The sequence below is a fragment of the Paraburkholderia aspalathi genome, from assembly GCF_905220735.1.
Classification (GTDB): Bacteria; Pseudomonadota; Gammaproteobacteria; order Burkholderiales; family Burkholderiaceae; genus Paraburkholderia; species Paraburkholderia aspalathi.
Genome location: NZ_CAJNBA010000002.1, coordinates 723,337 through 736,763, shown reverse-complemented (window position 1 = coordinate 736,763; position 13,427 = coordinate 723,337). Strand labels below are relative to the sequence as shown.

The 13,427-nt window shown below is 63.3% G+C and carries 13 protein-coding genes; 8 read left to right on the top strand and 5 right to left on the bottom strand.

Annotated elements, in window-relative coordinates; genetic code table 11:
• Position 1 precedes the first annotated feature (1 nt).
• The 4 genes from KHO30_RS14035 to KHO30_RS14020 all read right to left on the bottom strand — a co-directional run bounded on the left by KHO30_RS14035 (position 2) and on the right by KHO30_RS14020 (position 4,587).
• Positions 2-1,297 (bottom strand): MFS transporter, encoded by a 1,296-nt coding sequence (locus KHO30_RS14035; RefSeq protein ID WP_200652133.1) that lies wholly within the window; start codon positions 1,295-1,297, stop codon positions 2-4.
• Between the two features lie 232 nt (positions 1,298-1,529).
• The gene (locus KHO30_RS14030; protein ID WP_200652134.1) at positions 1,530-2,513 is read right to left on the bottom strand and encodes a sugar kinase; all 984 of its coding nucleotides are present in this window, start codon (positions 2,511-2,513) and stop codon (positions 1,530-1,532) included.
• A 170-nt stretch (positions 2,514-2,683) separates the two neighbouring features.
• Positions 2,684-3,457, bottom strand: a complete 774-nt coding sequence (locus KHO30_RS14025) for a sugar phosphate isomerase/epimerase family protein (RefSeq protein ID WP_200652135.1) — start codon at positions 3,455-3,457, stop codon at positions 2,684-2,686.
• A 149-nt stretch (positions 3,458-3,606) separates the two neighbouring features.
• Positions 3,607-4,587, bottom strand: a complete 981-nt coding sequence (locus KHO30_RS14020) for a LysR family transcriptional regulator (protein ID WP_093644987.1) — start codon at positions 4,585-4,587, stop codon at positions 3,607-3,609.
• A 120-nt stretch (positions 4,588-4,707) separates the two neighbouring features.
• Between KHO30_RS14020 and KHO30_RS14015 the strand changes: the two genes are divergently transcribed.
• From KHO30_RS14015 to KHO30_RS13980, 8 genes are all read left to right on the top strand, one after another.
• Complete coding sequence (locus KHO30_RS14015) at positions 4,708-5,799, top strand: YeiH family protein (protein ID WP_093644989.1); 1,092 nt, start codon at positions 4,708-4,710, stop codon at positions 5,797-5,799.
• Positions 5,800-5,944: 145 nt separating this feature from the next.
• On the top strand, positions 5,945-6,682 hold the full coding sequence (locus tag KHO30_RS14010; protein WP_200652136.1) for a glutathione S-transferase: 738 nt from the start codon (positions 5,945-5,947) through the stop codon (positions 6,680-6,682).
• 112 nt (positions 6,683-6,794) lie between these two features.
• The gene (locus KHO30_RS14005; protein ID WP_093644994.1) at positions 6,795-8,528 is read left to right on the top strand and encodes a ClcB-like voltage-gated chloride channel protein; all 1,734 of its coding nucleotides are present in this window, start codon (positions 6,795-6,797) and stop codon (positions 8,526-8,528) included.
• A gap of 132 nt (positions 8,529-8,660) precedes the next feature.
• A complete protein-coding gene (locus tag KHO30_RS14000; protein WP_093644996.1) occupies positions 8,661-9,998 on the top strand; it encodes a C45 family autoproteolytic acyltransferase/hydrolase in 1,338 nt (445 codons plus the stop codon).
• A 338-nt stretch (positions 9,999-10,336) separates the two neighbouring features.
• Positions 10,337-10,591, top strand: coding sequence for a hypothetical protein (locus KHO30_RS13995; RefSeq protein ID WP_054039558.1), 255 nt, complete (start codon positions 10,337-10,339; stop codon positions 10,589-10,591).
• Positions 10,592-10,613: 22 nt separating this feature from the next.
• Complete coding sequence (locus KHO30_RS13990; protein WP_093644998.1) at positions 10,614-10,844, top strand: DUF2795 domain-containing protein; 231 nt, start codon at positions 10,614-10,616, stop codon at positions 10,842-10,844.
• On the top strand, positions 10,841-11,713 hold the full coding sequence (locus KHO30_RS13985) for an AraC family transcriptional regulator (protein ID WP_093645000.1): 873 nt from the start codon (positions 10,841-10,843) through the stop codon (positions 11,711-11,713). Before KHO30_RS13990 ends, KHO30_RS13985 begins: the two co-directional genes overlap by 4 nt.
• A 134-nt stretch (positions 11,714-11,847) precedes the next feature.
• Positions 11,848-12,237, top strand: a complete 390-nt coding sequence (locus KHO30_RS13980) for a cupin domain-containing protein (protein ID WP_200621338.1) — start codon at positions 11,848-11,850, stop codon at positions 12,235-12,237.
• Positions 12,238-12,253: 16 nt separating this feature from the next.
• On the opposite strand, the gene KHO30_RS13975 is transcribed toward KHO30_RS13980, so the two are convergent.
• Positions 12,254-13,303 (bottom strand): LysR family transcriptional regulator, encoded by a 1,050-nt coding sequence (locus KHO30_RS13975; RefSeq protein WP_093645004.1) that lies wholly within the window; start codon positions 13,301-13,303, stop codon positions 12,254-12,256.
• Positions 13,304-13,427 lie beyond the last annotated feature (124 nt).

Here is a 13,427-nt window from a genome sequence, read left to right as displayed (position 1 = left end):
CTTATTTTCCTTGCAACGGTGTAGCGAGCGTGGCGCCCTTGGTTTGCGGCTGTGCTTGCGCCTGCGGCTTGACGATCAACGTCAGAATCACCGCGGCGATCAGGGCCACGCTCATGAACGCATAGGATGCCGCGGGTGAACCGGTCGCGCCGTTCAGATAGCCGACCACGTACGAACCGACGAACGAACCGAGCGCGCCCATGCTATTGATCAGCGCCATCGCGCCGCCCGCGACATTTTTCGGCAGCAGTTCCGGCACGATCGCAAAGAACGGCCCATACGGCGCATACATTGCGCCGCCGGCAATCACCAGCAACGCGTACGAGATCCAGAAGTGCGTGGAGCCGAGCGCGTACGACGCGGCGAACGCGATCGCGCCGACCAGCAGGAACGGCCACACGAACACTTTACGGCGGTTGAGTTTATCCGATGCCCACGAAGCCGCAAGCATGGCGATCGTTGCAGCCAGATACGGCAGCGCCGAGAGCCAGCCGGTTTCGACCATGCCGAGCGTCGAACCGTTCTTCAGGATCGACGGCAGCCACAGCACGAAACCATACACGCCGATGCTCCAGCAGAAATATTGCGCGCACAGCTTGATCACGGCGGGCGTGCGGAACGCTTCGCTGTAATTGCGCATCGGTTTGATGGCGGCCTGTTCGGCGCGCAGGGTTTCGGCGAGATCGTCCTTCTGTTGCTGCGTGAGCCACGATACCTGCTGCGGCTTGTCCTGCACGATGAACCACCAGCACACCGCCCAGAGAATCGCCGGCGCGCCTTCGGCGATGAACATGTGACGCCAGCCGAACGAATGCACCAGATAGCCGGAGACCACCGACATCCACAGCACCGTAACGGGATTGCCGAGAATCAGGAAGGTGTTGGCGCGGGAGCGCTCGCTCTTCGTGAACCAGTTGCTGATGAAAATCAGCATCGCCGGCATCACCGCGGCCTCGACCACGCCGAGCACGAAGCGGATCACCATCAGCGAGGGGATATTGCTGACCATGCCGGTCAGCGCCGCGCACCCGCCCCACAGGATCAGGCTCCAGAACACGAGCTTTTTCACGCTACGGCGTTCCGCGTAAATCGCGCCGGGAATCTGGAAGAAGAAATAACCGAGGAAGAACAACGCGCCGATCAGCGACGACAAGCCCTTACTGATGCCGAGATCCTGGTTGATGCCGGCGGCCGATGCGAAACCGAAGTTCGCGCGGTCGAGATAAGCGAGGCTGTACGTGATGAATACGATCGGCATGATCGTCCACCAGCGGCGAATCGCAAGCGATGAAGTCATGGAAGTCTCCTTTGTCGATCAGAGTTAGCGCTTTAGCGCTTACTCTGATCCCATGCAGTTGCGGTCGACCAGAGTTGGCGCTTTAACGCTTACTCTGATCCCATGCAAGAAAGTTGCTAACGGCTTCCCGAAGCAATGATGGACGGTCACGGGGCGCTGTTCGGGCGCTCTTGCTGTTATCGAGCCAGCTAGTGCTGAACGATTGAACGCTCGTTATGCGAGGCTCAGACGCTCAAGCCGCGGTTGCGATGTGCGGCACGTCGGCGCGTTCGAGCGCGTCGAGTTCGGCGCGGCTCGGCAGGCCTTCCGAATCGCCGATCACCTGAATCGCCAGGGCGCCGATACGGTTGCCGCGTGCGACCGCTTGCGGCAGTGTCTTGCCTTCGAGCAGCGCACTGACCACACCGACGGCGAAACCGTCGCCCGCACCCACCGTATCCACTACGTTCACGACCGGCTGCCCGGCGATCACGGCGGCATCGTCGGCGGTGCGGAAGTACGCGCCTTCTGCGCCGAGCTTGATAATCACGCCACGCGCGCCCTGGTCGAGATAGAACCTGGCGATGTCGTCCGGCTGCGTGTAGCCGGTCAGAATCTCGCCTTCGCCGATACCGGGCAGCACCCAGTCAGCCAGTGCGGCGAGCGCATTCAAACCTTCGACCATCGCGGCGCGCGAGGGCCACAGCGTCGGGCGCAGATTCGGGTCGAACGAGATCGTCTTGCCTGCGGCACGCATTTCACGCGCCAGATGGAATGCGAGTTCGCACGAGCTGGCTGAGATGGCCGGCGCCACGCCCGTCAGATGCAAGTGACGCGCGGGCAGCACGTAATCGGCCACATAGTCAGCCAACGACAGATGGCTCGCCGCGGACCCTTTGCGGAAGTATTCGATGGCCGGATCGCTGCCGTCGTCGTTCTTCGACTTCAGCTGGAAACCGGTCGGGTAGCGCTCGTCGGTGGTCACGCAGCGCTGGTCGATGCCTTCTTTCGTCAGCGTGTCGCGCACGTATTGGCCGAACGAATCGTTGCCGACGCGGCTCATCCAACCCACCTTGAACCCCAATCGCGACAGGCCGATCGCCACATTCAGATCGGCGCCCGCGACGCGCTTGGTGAATTGCCCGACACCGGCTAGTGCGCCGGTTTCGGCGGCCACGAACATGGCCATCGCTTCGCCGTAGGTGATGACATCGAGTGCTGCGTTTGTGTTGCTCATGCTTCGCTCCTGCGTGTTCCTGTTTGCTGCCGGTTTTCTTGCGCGTACTGCACGTGCGCCGCCTTGCTTGCGCTTCTCTGCACGCTTCCGCCCGTGCCGCGTGCACTGCTCCGCACACGCTTTCTGCCAGGCATTTATTGGGTACCGCTCTCTCAGGTCCTACGCGCCGCTTACGCGGCGGCCAACCATGCGACGTAGTGCGCCGCGTCCGCATCGATACGGTTCGCATCGAACGGAAATTCAATGCCGCGCGGCACGTGGCGCGGCAGCTTGTCGAGCACCGCGGCGAACTGCGTGTCACCGGCGGCCGGCGCGACGGGAAAGCGTCGTGCGCCCTCGCCCACCGTCGTCTTGCAATGGATGTATTCGACGTGCGCAGCCAGCGACCCGGCGGCATCGAGCGGCGCGACATCGCGCCAGGCCCAGTTGCCGATGTCGAAGGTCATGCCGAGCAGGCCGGCGTGGCCTTCACGCTCCAACGCTTCGAACAAGTCCGTGAATTGCCCAAGCGAACCGCCTTCCGCCAGTTGACCGTTTTCGACGACGAGCCGCACGTCCGCGCAGCGCATGTAATCGGCAATCACTGCGGCGTTAGCCTCGGCGCCAAACCCGCCAAGTTGCAGCTTCACGAAGCGCGCGCCCAGCGCGATCGCTTCTTCAATCGAGACGCGCAGTGCGTCGGCGTCGAGCCCGCCATCCGGCGTGTACAGCGACGCGGGCGTCGAGTAGACCGACCACAACCCGAGGGCCGCAATTTCCTTGCCGAGCGCGCGTAAAGCCTGCGGCGCGGCGTCTGCTTCGTCGGCGAAGAGTTCGCGACGCACTTCGAAGCCGGTGGCGCCGGCTCGCTTGCTCGCGTCGGCCCACTTCAGATGACCGTGCGTGCGAACCGCGTCCATCCCGAATGCGCTTGCGACGATCACCACGTCCACTACGTCAGTCATGTCGAAATTACTCAAATCTGTCTCACGATCGGCATTTGGAACCGGTTCCAAACACGTTTCGAAAAAAAGCGCCGAGGCGCTTGCGATGCCCGAATAGTGCGCCGGGCGAGGTGTCATGCACCATAGTGGAAATCCCCAGGAAACCTCCATCAGGGTCCATCAGCAAGGCACAGCGCGAGGAACTGCTCGACCACCCGCGACGGCGCACTCGCATGTGGCACCAGAATCGACAGCCGCCGCGTCAGCGGCTCCGGGCTCAACGAGAACAGACACAGCGCGCCGTCCTCGTGTCGCATCGACATCGCCGAAACGAAACCGATACCCATGCCTGCCCGCACCGCCTCCTTGACGCCTTCGACCCCGGCAATCTCCAGCGCCACCCGCATCGGCACGCCCGCCCGGGCAAAGGCCCGCTCGACGATCTGCCGCACGCCCGACCCGGCTTCGCGCAGCACTAGCGGATGCGCGCCAAAGGCCGCCAGATCCACCCGTCCGCCGTTGACAGCCGCTCCGCTTTCCACCGCTCCCGACGCTCCGCCCCCATCCACTCCACCTGCCGCGCCAGCGGTACCCGTACCCGTGCCACCCGTCTGCGCCACCGCCAGTGGATGCGTGCGCGGCATGATCGCGACGATCTCATCCTCGCGCCACGCGTGCACCGCGGTGTCCGGCGGTAGATCCGAGCCAACAGGACCTTCGATCATCGCGATATCCACTGAGCCCAGCGCGCCGACGATCTCCGTGGTGTTGCCGTCGGCGGTATGCAGCGTCACGTCGGGATAGTGGCGATGAAAATCGGCGATCAGGTACGGCAGCAGATAGCTCGCCGGCGTGGTGCTTGCGCCGATGCGCAAGGTGCCCTGCTCGAGGCCGCGCAGCGCGTCGCGATACGCATGCGCCTGCCGCCACGTATCGCGCAGCCGCGTCGCATAGCTGGCGAGTTGCTCGCCGGCGGGCGTCAGGCGCACGCCACGCCCGTCGCGCAGATAAAGCGGCTCGCCGAATTCGTCCTGCAACTGGCGCAATTGTCCCGATACGGCCGGCTGCGACAGATGCAACGCCACAGCCGCCCGGCTGATATTGCGATGCTCGGCGACAGCGGCGAACGTTATAAGTTGATCCGGGGTCATGGCAGGATAAATATCCGTTGAACTGATACTTCACATTCTAAATCACGATTTTTCATATCGATATATCTAATTTAGGATTGAGCCTATCGAATCACGACAGTCATAGGAAGGCGCTACGCCATGTCCACCGCTCACCTCACCGCTTCCGCCGCCCCCGCCGGGTCATCGACCCGCGGCCAACTCAACGGCATTCTGTTCGTTGCGCTGTTCGCCGCGGCCGTGACCCGCATCGCGTCGATCCCGGCCATCGCCGGCCTGGGTCTGAGCCCGCTGATCGTCGGCATCGTAGCCGGCGCCATTTACGGCAACGCGCTGCGCGACGGCATGCCCGAAAGCTGGGCGGCCGGCGTCAACTTCTCGGCGCGCAAACTCTTGCGCATCGCCGTGGCGTTTTTCGGGCTGCGGGTCAGCCTGCAGGAAATCGCCCAGGTCGGCTTGCCCGGTCTCGCTGAATCGGTGCTGATCGTCGTGAGCACGCTGGTAATCGGCACGTGGGCCGGCATGAAGATCATGAAGCTCGACCGCGACACCGCGCTGCTGACGGCGGCGGGCAGCGCGATCTGCGGCGCGGCGGCTGTGCTCGCGTTCGAGTCGACGTTGCAATCCAAGCCGCATAAGAGCGCGATGGCGGTAGGCAGCGTGGTGCTGTTCGGCACCCTCTCGATGTTCCTTTACCCCGTGCTGTTCAAGGCAGGTTGGCTGCATCTCGACACGGTTGGCGCCGGCCTGTTCTTCGGCGGCACCATTCACGAAGTGGCGCAGGTGGTCGGCGCGGCCAGCAACGTGAGCCCGGAAGCGACCCACATCGCCACCATCGTCAAGATGACCCGCGTAATGCTGCTGGTGCCGGTGCTGCTGGTCGTCGGCATGTGGGTGAACCGCTCGGCGCGCAACGCGGCCGCCTCCGCAACGGCCGAAGACGGCAAGCAACACGCCCCGCGCAAGCTGGCGATTCCCTGGTTCGCGCTCGGTTTCCTCGCCTTCGTCGTGATCAACTCGCTGCACGTCCTGCCGGAAAGCACGACCAGCACGCTGAACATGCTCGACACCTTCGCGCTCACCATGGCCATGACCGCGCTCGGTATCGAAACCCGTATCGCGCAAATCCGTCAGGCCGGCCCACGCGCATTGACCACCGGCTTCATCCTGTACGTGTGGTTGATTGCCGGCGGACTGGGTATCACATGGACCGTCCAGCACCTGTTCGGCTAAGACGCTCCCGCCTCCCCGTCAACCCCGCCGCGTGCGGGGTTTTGTGCGTTCAGGAGAACCATCTGTCACTCATGCGCGGCATACTGGTTGCTAACGTTATCCGTTCGCGCACACCTGTTCATGCAACTGGAATGAGGACTGATCGATGAGCCTGGAACTTTACTATTGGGATGGCCTGCAAGGCCGCGGCGAATTCGTGCGGCTGGCCCTGGAAGAAGCCGGCGCAGACTACGTGGAAGTGGCGCGCGGCGAATCGTCCGATGGCCTCGGCACGAACGCGATGATGGCGATCATGAAAAGCAAGGACGAGCCCTATCCACCGTTCGCCCCGCCGTTTCTCAAGGACGGCGATCTGGTGATCGCGCAGACCGCCAACATCCTGTTCTACCTTGGCCCGAAGCTCAAACTCGCGCCATCGGCCGAAAGCCTGCGCTACGTGGCCAACGGACTGCAACTGACGATCGCCGACATGGTGACCGAAGCGCACGATACGCATCATCCGCTCGCCAGCGCCTTGTATTACGAAGACCAGAAAGACGCCGCCAAAGTGCGCGCGCACGACTTCATCGACCACCGGATTCCGAAGTTCATGAAGTACTTCGAGCGCGTGCTGAAACAGAACCCGGCCGGCGACTCGTTCATGGTGGGCGACGCGCTCACTTACGTCGACCTGTCAATGTTCCAGCTGATCGACGGCCTGCTGTACGCGTTTCCGCGCGCGCTCAAGCGTTTTGGCGAACACTATCCGCGTCTCGCGGCCTTGCACGACGCGGTGATCGAGCGGCCGAACATCGCCGCTTATCTGCAGTCCGACCGGCGCATCGCGCATAACGAAGCCTGCATCTTCCGGCACTACCCGGAACTCGACAAGGCGGCGACTTGATCCACGCCGCACTCCTTCGCGAACCCTCTGCATTGCGCCCGCTTCCGCCAGCGGGCGCAATGCTGTTACCGTACGCGCATCCCATCCACCCATCACGCCCACTCCTGCCGACGTGCTTTCATTCCTGCTGAAGCTGCGCACCCGCGCCCAGACCCTGTTCCGTCTCTCCGACGCCCACACGATGCTGGTCTGGTCGGTGGTGGTCGGCGTCGCGGGCGCGTTCGCGACGATTGCCTTTCGCGAAGGTATCGCGTTGCTGCAACTGGCGACGGTCGGCAAATCCGGCAGTTTCGTCGAAATGGCGCGCAGCTTACCGTGGACGGTGCGCGTGTGGCTGCCCGCCGCGGGCGGCCTGATCGCAGGCTTGTTTCTGTTGATCGCGCAACGACACGTCGACAAGTGCAATCACATCGACTACATGGAAGCGGTGGCGATCGGAGACGGCGTGGTACCGGTCAAGCTGAGTTTCTGGCGCAGCGTGTCGTCGCTATTCACGATTTCGAGCGGTGGCTCGATCGGCCGCGAAGGTCCGATGGTGCAACTGGCGGCGCTGGCCGCGTCGTTGATCGGCCGCTGGGTGCATCTGGACCCGCCGCGTCTGCGTCTGCTCGTCGCCTGCGGCGCGGCGGCCGGGATTACCTCCGCGTACAGCGCGCCGATTGCCGGCGCATTTTTCGTCACTGAAATCGTGCTCGGCTCGATCGTGATGGAAAGCTTCGGCCCCGTCGTGGTCTCGGCGGTGGTCGCCAACATCACGATGCGTGAGTTCACCGGCTACAAGCCGCCGTACGAAATGCCGGTGTTTCCGCCCGTGGCGGGCGCTGAAGTCCTGTTGTTCGTTGGGCTTGGACTGCTGTGCGGTGCGGCCGCGCCGCAGTTTCTTCGGCTGATGGACTTCTCGAAAGCAAACTTTCGCAAACTGCCCGTGCCGTTGCCCATCCGGCTGGCGCTGGGTGGCCTGATCGTCGGCATTCTGTCGGTCTGGACGCCTGAGGTGTGGGGCAACGGCTACTCCGTCGTCAATTCCATCCTGCATTCGCCGTGGACGTGGAGCGCGCTCGTCCTCGTGCTGGTGTTCAAGATCGTCGCGACATCGGCGACTGTGGGTTCAGGCGCGATCGGCGGGGTATTCACGCCGACGCTCTTCGTCGGCGCGGTGGTCGGTTCGCTGTTCGGTCTGGGCATGCACGCGTTGTGGCCACACGGCACCTCGGCGCCGTTCGCTTATGCGATGGTCGGCATGGGTGCATTTCTGGCCGGCGCCACACAAGCACCGCTGATGGCGATCCTGATGATCTTCGAAATGACGCTCAGCTATCAGGTGGTGTTGCCGCTGATGCTGTCCTGCGTGGTCGCGTATTTCGTGTCGCGCGCGATCGGCAAAACGTCGATGTACGAAATCACGCTGCGTCGCAATCAGGAGGAACAGGAACGCACCCGTCTGCGCGCGACGCAGATGCGCGAGCTGATCCGTCCCGCCGAAACCGTCGTGCCGCCCAACGCGACCGTGCAGGATATGACGCGCGTGTTCCTCGAATATCCGGTGAAGTATCTGTACGTCGCCAACGAGTCCGGAGCGTTTCTCGGCGTGGTCGCGCTCAAGGACATTACCTCCGATCTACTCGACAAGCGCGACACCTCCGCAAAGACCGCCGCGGATTATCTGCAGCCGCACTTCGATGTGCTCACGCCGGATATGCCGCTCGGCGTTGCGTTGCAGCACTTCATGGCGTTTCAAGGAGAGCGATTGCCGGTGGTTGAAAGCACCGCGGATCCGAAGCTGGCGGGGGTGGTGTACAAGACTTCGCTGCTCGATGCGTACTTCCGCATGAATCCGACGCGCTGAGGCCTAACGCACCCTCATCGTGCAACGCGCGGCAGATTCTCTACAATGAGGAAACCGCTGCCGCGCTTGCGAGCAGCGCGCGTTACGCCAAGACGGGCGCACCGAGACGCCCGCCCTTCGATCGGAGCGAAGATGAGCGAACCGTCCCTCGATGCCGTCCGCCGTGATCAGGCCGGCTGGATTTTTCTGCATATCGAAGGCGAGCCGTACGATCGCGGCGAGCAGCACGGCCAGTTGCTCGCCACCGAAATCCAGAACGCGATCCGCACCGCCCGCTACCTCGCGAAATGGGATACCGGCGAAGACTTCGATACCTTCACCGACGCCGCCGTGTCCCAGTTCGCCAACAAACTCGACACTGAATTCGCCGACGAAATCCAGGGCATCGCCGACGGCGCGAAGTTGCCTTTCGCCGAAGTGCTGGCCTGGAATGGCTACATGGATCTGCTGCAAAGCTGGTGGCCGAGCCACGCGGCGGCCCAGAAACCGCAGCTCGGCATGAAACCGTGGCGCGGACGCCGCGGCCATCACTGCAGCGCGTTCATCGCCACTGGCAACGCCACCCGCGACGGCCGCATCGTGATGGCGCACAACTCGTGGGACCGCTACGCCGCGGGCGACGCGTTCAACGTCGTGTTCGACATCGTGCCCGATCGCGGCAACCGCATCCTGATGCAGGGCCTGCCGGGCTGTATCTCCAGCCTCACCGATTTCTGGGTCACCGAGGCCGGCCTGATGGTCACCGAAACCACCATCTCCAACTTTGTCGGCTACAACGCAGCGGGTGCGCCGGAGTTCTATCGCTCGCGGCGCGCGTCGCAGTACGCCAACAACATCGGCGAATGGTGCGAGATGTTCGCGGTCGCCAACAACGGTGGCTATGCGAACAGCTGGCTGCTCGGCGACACCAAGACCGGCGAGATCGCGCGCTACGAACTGGGGCTGCACTATTCCGGCTTCGAGAGTACGAAAGACGGCTTCTATAGCGGTTACAACACCGCGACCGATCTGAAGATCCGCAACCAGGAATGCATCGGCGAAGGCGAGGACTATACGGACGTGCGCAAGAACGGCGCGCGCCGCTTGCGCTTCATGCAGCTCGAAGAAATGCATCACGGCAAGATCGACGTCGAACTCGCGAAGGAGATGATCGCCGACCATCACGACGTCTATCTCGACCGCAACGACAACCCGTGCTCGCGCACCATCTGCGGGCATCTGGAACTGGACGACGCGCGCTTCGGCGGTTCCGATCAAGGGCCGTTCAATCCGTGGGGCGCCAACGACGGCAAGGTGGTCGACAGCGAGATGGCGCGCAAGATGGCGTTCACCGCCCGCTGGGGCCACCCGTGCGGCCGGCCGTTCGACGCCCAGGCGTTCATGAAGCGGCATCCGCAGTGGAACTGGCTCAACGGCTATATGCGCGACCGGCCGTCGTGGCCGTGGACACAATTCGACGTGCTGCGCTAGAAGCCCGTTCTTAGCGGTCTCTGAACCGTTGTTGGCCCAGACTGTTATCAGGCAGATTGAGGTTCGCACGCGACCCGGGCATCAGCCGTTACCGCACCGCAACATAAACGCAGCACGACCGTTCGCGACTGCGCTGCCTTTTTCCTGCCATCATGTGAAATCTACAATTAGGTTTTGTCTCTTTTGGGCGCGCGTCGCAGCCGTTTGCCATCTAAGATGGTAGATGCACGTCGCCCGCCTGTATCAACGCCGCGTGTAGGTTGCGCCGTCCTTACGACGCGGGGACGGCACAACGCTTGCTCAACTGTCAGCGCCGCATGAGCTTAGGAGGTCGGGCGATGAAAACCTCGACACTGTTGACCATGGTGACGCTGTCAGCCTCGTGTTTTGCCGCGCCGGTTCATACCGCGCCAGACAGCACAGCCGCCAATAGCCTTGCCGAACGCGCCAACGCCGCACCGGTCGCTCCCGCGGCGCCGGACGTCGCTGCCACGGACGACAATCGTCCGCAACAATGGCAACACATCGCACTGCCCAAATCACGGCATCTGGAGCGAAGCTTCACCGGCCAGAACGAGCATCTGCAGACCTGAAAACAGCACCTTTGGAGCGCGCATGACCGCATCGGCTATCCCCGGCGAATCGATTGATCTGCAGATCGCCGACGTTCTGCGCGAAGTCCGTTTCCCGACCTACAAGGACGCGCTAGTCGACGCCGCGCGCGAAGCCGGCGCGAGCAACGAAGTCGTGTCGATGCTCGACGGTTTGCCGGAGCAGGACTATGCCGACGTGGCGTCGGTCACGCGCCTCGTCGGCGGCAACTACGGGCCAGGTCTGGGGGCATGAGCGGAAAGCAGGTCTTGACACTGGGTTCGCTTTCGTCCGCTCCGAAGCCCGCTGCCGACTGGATTCATCGCTCGCCGCATTCGGGCGGCACGAGCGGCATCGAGCGAATCGAAGCCTTCTTTCATCATGCCGGCTATGCGATGCACCGGCACGATACCTATGCAATCGGCCGCACGCTGGCAGGCGTGCAGAGCTTCCGCTACCGCGGCAGCATGCGTAACAGCTTGCCTGGCGGCACGATGGTGCTGCATCCCGACGAACCGCACGACGGCCAGGCCGGCACGCGTGACGGCTTTCACTACCGCATGATCTATGTCGACCCGGCGCTGTTCCAGCAGGCGCTCGGCGGCAAGCCGCTGCCGTTCATTGAAGGCGGACTCTCGAGCGACCCGCGTCTGTTTGCGGCAACCGAGAGCCTGCTGCGCACGATGGATCGCGCGATCGATTCGCTCGAACAGGACGACGCGCTCTACGAACTGGCCATCGCGCTCGACGCCGTGGCAGGCGGTGCGGCGACGCGCCGTCCGGTGGATTACCTCGCGGCTGAACGGGCACGCGAGTACATGCTTGGTTCGCTCGATAGCGCCGTGACACTCGACGAACTGGCGGCAGCCGCCGGCCGCGACCGCTGGAGTTTGTCGCGGGATTTTCGTGCGCTGTTCGGCACGAGTCCGCATCGCTATCTGACCATGCGCCGGCTCGATCTTGTGCGCCGACTCGCGATTCAGGGCGTGTCGCTCGCCGACGCATCGGCGGCGGCCGGCTTTACCGATCAGAGCCATATGACGCGGCACTTCAAGCGCGCGTGGGGCGTTGCGCCGGCGCATTGGCTCAAGATGCTGGGGCCTTCGACACGCGGTGCGCGTTAACGGTAGCTCGACGGATATCCCACCGTCCATCGCCCGCAGCCCAGCGCCCCCGCGCACAAACGTACAAGACCCGCTAGCGCCTCCCGCCCTACGCTCCTGCCTGACACACCTACCCCTCAGGAGGGAGCACCGCGATGTCCACCCATCAAACGATTCAACGGCCTCACCGCGCCATCAATTTCGCTGAGAAGCTGGAGCTCTTCAGCGACCAGTGGCAAGCACGCGTGGTCGCTGAAATGAACGACTACCAGTTCAAGCTGGTACGCATCGAAGGCGACTTCATCTGGCACGAACACGCCGACACGGACGAAACGTTTATCGTGCTCGACGGACAGTTGCGCATCGACATGCGCGATGGCTCCGTGCTGCTCTCGGCGGGAGAAATGTTCGTGGTGCCCAAAGGCACGGAGCACAAACCGTATGCCGAACGCGAGGTCAAGCTGCTATTGATCGAACCACGCGGCGTGAAGAACACCGGCGAAGAAAGCAATGAACGCACCGCGGCAAACGACGTGTGGATCTAGGTTTACCTCGCACCCGTCAAAGCGACGACGACGCTACGATCCGCGCGCGTGAAACCGGGAGCGTCGGCCGTGTCGTCTCGCCCGGCAAGGCGGACACCGGCAGGTCGTCGGCATAAACCGGCGAGCCGGCCACGGCGCGCCGCGGCATCCTGGCCCGTGGATCGCGCACGTGTTCGTCGGTGCGCTGGAAATGCGCGACGAGATGATCGATAAACGTGCGCACTTTCGCCGGCAAATGAAGGCGGCTTGGATACGCGATCGTGATTTCGATCTGCGGCAGGCGGTAATCGCCGAGCAACGGGACCAGGCGCCCGGACGCCAGATCGCGGCCGATCAGGTAGCTCGGCAAAATAGCTACGCCCATTCCCAGCAAAGCGAACTGCCTCAGCATCTCAGTGTTGTTCGCGGCAATCGCGTTGGTGGGTCTCACACGGACTTCACCCTGCGGTCCGGTAAACACCTTTTCATCGCCGCCCTGCTCCGAAGGCCGGCTCAGACACGGATGCTTCAACAGATCCTCAGGACGGGTCGGAGTACCGTGCTGCTCAAGATAAGCGGGCGTCGCGCACACCGTCATATAGCCGGTGGTCAATCGCCGCGTGACGATGCTCGCGCTGCGCATCTGCCGCGCGACCATAATGCCGACGTCGAACCCCTCTTCCACCAGATCGACGTGGCGATCCGCCAGCGTGACATCAGGCATGACTTCCGGATAACGCTCCGCATAAGACTGCACCACCGGCGCGAGGCTATGCAGCCCGAACACCACTGGCGCAACGATGCGCAGGGTCCCGACCGGTTCGTGATTGCGCGCCACCACCATCTGCTCGACGCCCTCCAGGTCGTCGAGAATATGGCGCACGCGCTCCAGATAGGTGGTGCCGGATTCGGTCAGCGAAAGACGGCGCGTCGTGCGATTGAGCAGCCGGGTACCAAGGCGCGCTTCCAGATCTGCGACGTGGCGCGTGACGACGGCAGTGGAAAGATCCAGCGCGCCGGCCGCGCGGACGAAACTGCCAAGGTCGGCAACCTTGACGAATACGCGCATCGACTGCAATTGATTCATGGGACGACTCCTGCCTCGGTAAAGCCGGGCCGGCGCAACGCTGCCGCCTGTGTCGACCCGCGCGACAAGGCGCGCGCGGATTTGCCCAACGATTCGATTGTATCGACCCGATCATGTCCCAACC

Coding starts and splice junctions, on each gene's coding strand:
- KHO30_RS14035 (WP_200652133.1), bottom strand. CDS start 1,297: ATGACTTCATCGCTTGCGATTCGCCGCTGGTGGACGATCATGCCGATC.
- KHO30_RS14030 (WP_200652134.1), bottom strand. CDS start 2,513: ATGAGCAACACAAACGCAGCACTCGATGTCATCACCTACGGCGAAGCG.
- KHO30_RS14025 (WP_200652135.1), bottom strand. CDS start 3,457: ATGACTGACGTAGTGGACGTGGTGATCGTCGCAAGCGCATTCGGGATG.
- KHO30_RS14020 (WP_093644987.1), bottom strand. CDS start 4,587: ATGACCCCGGATCAACTTATAACGTTCGCCGCTGTCGCCGAGCATCGC.
- KHO30_RS14015 (WP_093644989.1), top strand. CDS start 4,708: ATGTCCACCGCTCACCTCACCGCTTCCGCCGCCCCCGCCGGGTCATCG.
- KHO30_RS14010 (WP_200652136.1), top strand. CDS start 5,945: ATGAGCCTGGAACTTTACTATTGGGATGGCCTGCAAGGCCGCGGCGAA.
- KHO30_RS14000 (WP_093644996.1), top strand. CDS start 8,661: ATGAGCGAACCGTCCCTCGATGCCGTCCGCCGTGATCAGGCCGGCTGG.
- KHO30_RS13995 (WP_054039558.1), top strand. CDS start 10,337: ATGAAAACCTCGACACTGTTGACCATGGTGACGCTGTCAGCCTCGTGT.
- KHO30_RS13990 (WP_093644998.1), top strand. CDS start 10,614: ATGACCGCATCGGCTATCCCCGGCGAATCGATTGATCTGCAGATCGCC.
- KHO30_RS13985 (WP_093645000.1), top strand. CDS start 10,841: ATGAGCGGAAAGCAGGTCTTGACACTGGGTTCGCTTTCGTCCGCTCCG.
- KHO30_RS13980 (WP_200621338.1), top strand. CDS start 11,848: ATGTCCACCCATCAAACGATTCAACGGCCTCACCGCGCCATCAATTTC.
- KHO30_RS13975 (WP_093645004.1), bottom strand. CDS start 13,303: ATGAATCAATTGCAGTCGATGCGCGTATTCGTCAAGGTTGCCGACCTT.